Annotated in this window: 3 protein-coding genes; 2 read left to right on the top strand and 1 reads right to left on the bottom strand. The window is 35.9% G+C overall.

Features of this window, described 5'->3' with window-relative positions; all coding sequences use genetic code 11:
- Positions 1 to 151: 151 nt before the first annotated feature.
- Positions 152 to 943, top strand: a complete 792-nt coding sequence (locus ACFIO3_RS11395) for a hypothetical protein (protein WP_375608422.1) — start codon at positions 152 to 154, stop codon at positions 941 to 943.
- A 190-nt stretch (positions 944 to 1,133) separates the two neighbouring features.
- Complete coding sequence (locus tag ACFIO3_RS11390) at positions 1,134 to 1,610, top strand: hypothetical protein (RefSeq protein ID WP_375608421.1); 477 nt, start codon at positions 1,134 to 1,136, stop codon at positions 1,608 to 1,610.
- Between the two features lie 522 nt (positions 1,611 to 2,132).
- On the opposite strand, the gene ACFIO3_RS11385 is transcribed toward ACFIO3_RS11390, so the two are convergent.
- Positions 2,133 to 2,523: inositol monophosphatase family protein (locus ACFIO3_RS11385; RefSeq protein ID WP_375704485.1), on the bottom strand; the 391-nt coding region annotated here is incomplete at its 5' end.

Here is a 2,523-nt window from a genome sequence, read left to right as displayed (position 1 = left end):
TTACCAATAAAAATATCTATATTTTGTGTATTATTTTTATTAAAATATAATATGTAGTGATTTTCAAATCAGATATACACGTAATGACACAATATCGAGGGATCGATAAAAGAGCTGCGTTAAATGTTGGTGAGAATAAAAGAAGGCAAGAATGAGTGAATTGGGCGAAGTGGTAATGGGCTTCATATTACTGATAGTCATAGGGGCAATCGCTATTATAGGAATGGTTATATTAAACTATCTTTTTGAGGTTGTGGCAGAGGTTTTTGTGGAGGTTATGAAAAAGGTGTGGAAAGGATTCGGAGATACAATTTTATTCATTATCATACTCGGTGTGCTTTGGTTTTGCGAATTTTCAATGGAGACTTTGTTAAGTGTGGCAGTTATAGCCTATTTTGTGGAAAGTTTGATGCTGGCGTTCGCAAATAGCCATAAAAAGCAATTAATTGAACAACTTGAACAGTTTGAGAAATTACTGCAGCTAAAAGATCGAGAGTGCGCGATATACCACGATATTATTGCACAATGGGAACAAAGGCTTGTTAAAAAAACTCAAAAAATATCGCCAAAATGGATTAAACAATGGGATGAAGAAGCAAAGCATTGGGAAAGAGATTTACTGGAGATAAAAAATCCTGAACATTGGCTATCTTCTGAATCGAGCGGACAATGGCCTTTGATGGTAAAAGATATTTGTATGCAAGGATATGGAGAAGCGTGGTTTTTGCATGAAAAGGCGCTGACAAAAGAACTGACTGATGAACATATCAAAAAAATAAATGCATTCATAATCACTTTTAAGAAAACTTATCTCAAAGCAGTGCGATTGATGAGAAAGAATAGGATCACTTTGCAAAAGTTTGTAGATCCTCTTACGAAAAAAAACGATATAAACATACAATGTTGTCGCTTCATTGGTGTTTATATATGGTTGATAATATGATTACGGCTGAATATGAACAGCAACTACAAAAAAAGGCTTCAGGATACTATGAAGAGTTAAAGTCTTTGGAAATTTATTATGAAGATATACAGAATATGAAACGCTAGAAGAGATACTGTCTTGTTGGTATCTTAGTCTGCCTAGAGATGCTAAATTACTATGCATTCGTAAAAGAGAGCTTCTAGCATTATTGTATGATATTTCCAGTGCTTATAAAGCGGCAAGAAAAACTTTTATTTACTATAAGCAGCTTATTGATACGGTAAAAGAAGGATATATGGCCTTTGATAAGGATTGTTGTTACTCCACGGTTAAAAGGGCAATGGAGGTTTGTAGAGAGAAAGATAAAGAAAAGAAAAAGGGGTTGCGTATTGCTAAAGAGACTCCAACATATGAAAAAGCCTATAAATTAGGAGTCATAGAATGGATGAAGTGGTCAAGTAAGAAATGTGATAATCAATGGATTTTTTGGAAAATGCTTGTCAAAATAGGAAATTCAAAAGAAAAATTAAAAATCATTTTTGGTGATAAAAAGGTAAATGCACTGGAAGAGGCTATCAAAAAAGATCAAGAACAGTTCGTGAGCGAATTTCAAGAAGCAATTCTCGAGAACAAAAATGTGCATTTTTATAAATCTTATGCCTATCTGATACATACTTTAGAATAATGCTGAAAAGAAGAAGAAGCTGATAACAATTGTATGAATCGGTGAATTTACTGAAACCTCTGTTATCACACGCGGTGGTGAAACATATTGATAAGCAGTGAGAGTAATGTACAGCAGTTCTTACCAAAAAGGAGAGAGTGGGCTCTTCTAGAGTCAATTTTTTTGCGCGCAGTGTAAGAGTGATCTCTCAAGAGAAGTAGGAGAGGTTTTTGCCTCAGGTGCGATAATTGCTTTTTGGGGCGTTTGGTTATGATGTTTTTTTGTTTATTGCCTTTTTCAGTTTGTTTGCAGGGGAATTTGAATAACAGAAACGTCAATAAGGTAAGCTATTGGGGATTGCTTTTGTGGGGGCTTATAGCAAGTACATTTTTTGTTCGTGGTGATGTTTTTTGTCACTATCTCATTCGCGAGTTTCTATCGTTTTCTGTAAGAAAATTAAAAACTCTCTCTTCATGTGGTTTTTTAAGATTCTAAGGGTTTTGTAAAAAACTGTAAGAATTAAATGCCTTTTTTGAGGGTTTTTTATAGTTTAATGCGAATGTGTTTATTGCCGGCAATGATATTTTTTTTGCGAAATATATCGCTACCGCCTTCTTTATCGGTGACAAAACCACCGGTTTTGCGAACCATCAATATTCCTGCAGCCATATCCCAAATTTGCAAGTTATCTTCCCAAAAGCCATCGGTTCTGCCAGAAGCAACATAAGCTAAATCAAGAGCAGCAGCGCCAAAACGGCGCAATCCAGCAACTTCCATCATCACATTACGTAATTCAATAAGATAGGTTCCATGATTTGGGCGACCAAAATGAGGCATGCCTGTGGCAATGACACAACCTTCTAGTCTGCGTCGAGCAGAAACGCGACAGCGCCGGTCGTTAAAAAAAGCACCACACCCACGTTCTGCGGTGAAG

The organism is Bartonella sp. AD328YNZD (genome assembly GCF_042196425.1).
This window is presented reverse-complemented; position numbering and strand designations above follow the sequence as displayed.